Raw genomic sequence first — 3,564 nt, forward strand, 5'->3', positions numbered from 1 at the left:
GTACTGTTTGCGAAATAATTTACCCGTGTCCCGCAACCTAAGTTATTGATAAAATTTGAATTTTACGTTAGTTAGTAGCTGGTTTTTTCGAAAACAGTACACTAGGAACTTGAAGATTGAATGCTTGGGCTACTCTGTACGCTTCACTCATCTACAGCAAAAAAAACCGAATGATGGTCATGATATCGATTTATGTGGAACCGAAGCGGTCAGGTTGGCCACTCAGTGAGTGTTCAATCAACTGCAAGGTAATTCTTATGAAAAAGAAAAGTTTCATCTCGCTGAGGTCGGCTCTGTTTGCATGCATCGCAGTTTTTGGCTTGTCCAGCACAGCATTCGCGGACTTCAGTCTTAACGATTATCGCCCGCCATGTGATCCATTGAGCGCGGCTGGGAAATGCGGCTAGCCTCTTAACACCCCTGTACTGGTCATACGCGGTGGGGCTCCCCTGCAATGGAGGGCGAGCCCAACTTTAGCGTTATCGCTCGGATGTTCACGGGCCAAATGTTTGTTTGAAATTCACGGATAGGCAATGTAATCCACCCCACAAAGTAGCGGGTGTATACGCTTCTGCCCGATAACGACCTTGAGAGCCACCAAGGGGCGTCCAGTAAAACGACCTGTAGCCTACATGCCGGTCGAGAAAATCCCGCACCTGTTGCAGCCTTCTGCCCAGGTCCATACCTTCCAGTGACAGTTACGTCCCATCGTCGCATCGGTGCGCACGTTTGCCGGCGATTCCTGCCCCACTAACGCTGGTTCAAGAAGGCATGTTTCGTCTCGCGAGTGCTTACAGCACGACTTTAGCCGAATTCTGCTAATTCCCTGGGTTCATGCTTATTCATCCCGGCGCAGGGAACCGATCTGGGCGGAGCGCTAATCAGTCCTTTCGTGCACCGCTATACCGCTGACAAAAGGAGTACACCAATGAATCCAGCTCAGATCACGCGCTTGTCTCAATCATTCCTGCCGAGTATTTCCCCTGCGTCCTTCGAAGCCGAGAGCAGCCATGCGCAATCGCCGCAGCAGACTCGTACCCATGCGTTCGTCGCCTCCGGTGAATTGAACGCCGCATTCGGGCGCACTTCCACCTCGCCGACGCAAGATTTCACAAGGCTGTTGGGTGCAGTGCAGCGTGAACTGGAGAGTGAGAGTACATCGTTTCCTGCTGTTGCCGAACTCGCCAATCAGCTTGCCGAGGCTGCGATGGGCGAGCATTGGCCGGGGCACGATGAGCAGCAGGTGCTCAAAGGGGTGATTGACCGCTGCACAAGCCAGCTGGCACATACTCCCGTGTCCCATCCTTCTCGTGATGCATTGTCTCAGGTCTGCGAAAGTCTGAAAACTGCGCGGCTGCATCAGTCAATAAGCCATATGCTCGGTGAGTCGCACGCGCCGGTACGAGGCGTTCCGGATCTTTTGGCCTTGATCCATATTGATCCCAAGGTTCTGGCCGATAAGCCAGTCAGTATGCCGTCCCATGTGAAGTTCGGCAGTTTCATTTGCCTGGCCAGAGCTCGCGCAGCGCAACTGAGTGAAAGCCTCAATAGTAATTCTGGAGATGTCGCCCATTTGCTCCATCCTCATGCCGATACGCTTTTAGGCCTTGAGAAGCTGCCTGAGGCTTTGGCTGCATTAACGGAGAATTGCCCAGATACATCTACGCAGGATGATCTACGCGCCCTGGCTGAAGAGGCTGGGGGCTTGCTGCAGCAGTTGCGTAGTACTGGTCTCTTGCCCCGATCAGGAGAGATATCGGGCGAGTCGGCCGAAACGTTGGTGCCCAGTTGCGAGGTCGTCGAACCAAAGTTGACGTTGGGCCAGGCGTTGCTCAAGGCGGGCGGTGATGGGCCGCTCGACGGCCAGCGTGTTCATCTTGAAGGTTTGCGCCACGCTCCGACACATGTAGCTTCCAGCGATTCTGGATCGCGCGCGCCCGCGCGAGCGGCTGGCGATTCGCAAAAAGCGGCTGGCCTTTATGCAGAGAAAAAGAGGACGAACTGGACTCACGCAACCGGGGTCGCTGGGAAAATCGCTCACAAGATTGAATCCCTATTGGGGATGCGAGATGCGCAGTCTCGTGTCCAGGCGTTCGTCGCATTCATGGCCGATGGTAAGGGGAAGGCGGACGCAACAACGCTCGATCTAGGCGACGGGTGGATGAGGGTAACGCGTGTCATCAAGGGGGCGACCGCTTTGATCGACTTCAAGTGCGGCAGTGATGGGCAGGTTGTAGACGCACGACATCCCGGCAGATTTCCCTTATTGCCCGAAGGACATGAGCGGGAAGCCTTCAACACTGTACTTCAAGAATTGAAATTTAGGGGAGCTGAGACGTTGTCCAAAGTCCCTGTGTATTACGTCAACAGAAATACGCGGGGTTACGTTATTCCTACGCATGGCTACGTGGTCGCTGGTCATCCCAACCGCGGACGCAAGAGCGGAGCCGTGTTGTATGGCGTTGGGGGTGATCCGAAACGTGGCCCTGTTGCCTTGGATGAGAAGCTGCTTAATAAGCTTGTCGGCAGGTCTGATTCGAAAACTTCTTGCACGTTATCGGCGTCTGTCAGGGCAGCGATTTCGTTGCTCGCTGGATCGTCATTTGCTACTCGCGAAGAGTTTCATGATGCCTATTGTGAAGTCAGGGGAGATGCAGTCGATCCATTGGAACTCCACAATGAGATCTCTTCCATCTATCGCCTTTTGCCTTTGTCCACGATGGAAATGTGGCCAAAGAAAGCCGATGATTACAGGGTCGCAAGGCCGGCAGCCCCGGAGCGGGATCTTCGCGCATTTGAAAATCTGCCAAAAGACATCGGGCGTAAAGCTCGGCTGAAGATAGTATCTAACGTGGACAGCATTGACTTGCTGGAAGCCAAGAGGCAGTTTACGCTCCATCAGCTTTACCAGGACGAGGTGTTAGGTCGCGACGGAACAGGAGTTTCCTCCACAGGGTTACAGTCGAGAGTGGACGCTCAACGCCGTGACTACTTGCTGGCTTCCACCCCCAAATTTCAAAGATTGCCGCCGCACGCAACTGACAAGGTCGGGAATTGTAACACCGGTGCGTCATCACCCCTTCAGCGGGCAGTGGATACCTATACCGAGAAGAATAACTTGCCTCCCGAGAAAGTCACTGCGGCTAGCATTTTCGGTATTGGGTCGAGTCATCGACTGGCTATCTGGGATCCATTGAGCGGTTCCTCATCCAGGAAGCCCTTCGAAGACCGTTGAAGGAGTGATCATGCCTGCGACCTTTCAGACAGGTCGCAGGCTGATTCAACCATTTTTTTCAAGCGACGCGCCATCAATTGCCTTCTGATCTTCTTGCCTGATTACACGAGGCCGCGCCTCGGATATTGACCCTTTTTATACTGCTCTTGAACCGGCATTGATGTGCTGGTTCAGCCTGTACCTAGCTGTGTGAACCAGCTCGTCCAAACTCCAGGGTGGGGATTCCACGCGCACTTGGACACCCATTCCACGAACACTTGGACAGTGATTCCACGCTGACTTGGACACTGATTCCACGAGCATCTGGACAGTGATTTCTCACTGACCAG

The 3,564-nt window shown here is 53.7% G+C and carries 1 protein-coding gene and 1 pseudogene; one reads left to right on the forward strand and one right to left on the reverse strand.

The genetic code is table 11. The features are described 5' to 3' along the window. Positions 1–928 precede the first annotated feature (928 nt). Entirely contained in the window at positions 929–3,235 is a 2,307-nt protein-coding gene (locus DW49_RS0115715) for a HopW family type III effector protein (RefSeq protein ID WP_005622403.1), read from the forward strand. Between the two features lie 135 nt (positions 3,236–3,370). On the opposite strand, the pseudogene DW49_RS1000000130290 reads toward DW49_RS0115715, so the two are convergent. Then, a pseudogene (locus DW49_RS1000000130290) lies at positions 3,371–3,454 on the reverse strand (response regulator); the annotation flags it as partial. Between the last annotated feature and the right edge of the window lie 110 nt (positions 3,455–3,564).

Origin of the sequence: Pseudomonas avellanae BPIC 631 (assembly GCF_000444135.1) — a bacterium.
Lineage (GTDB): Bacteria > Pseudomonadota > Gammaproteobacteria > Pseudomonadales > Pseudomonadaceae > Aquipseudomonas > Aquipseudomonas avellanae.

Coding starts and splice junctions, on each gene's coding strand:
- DW49_RS0115715 (WP_005622403.1), top strand. CDS start 929: ATGAATCCAGCTCAGATCACGCGCTTGTCTCAATCATTCCTGCCGAGT.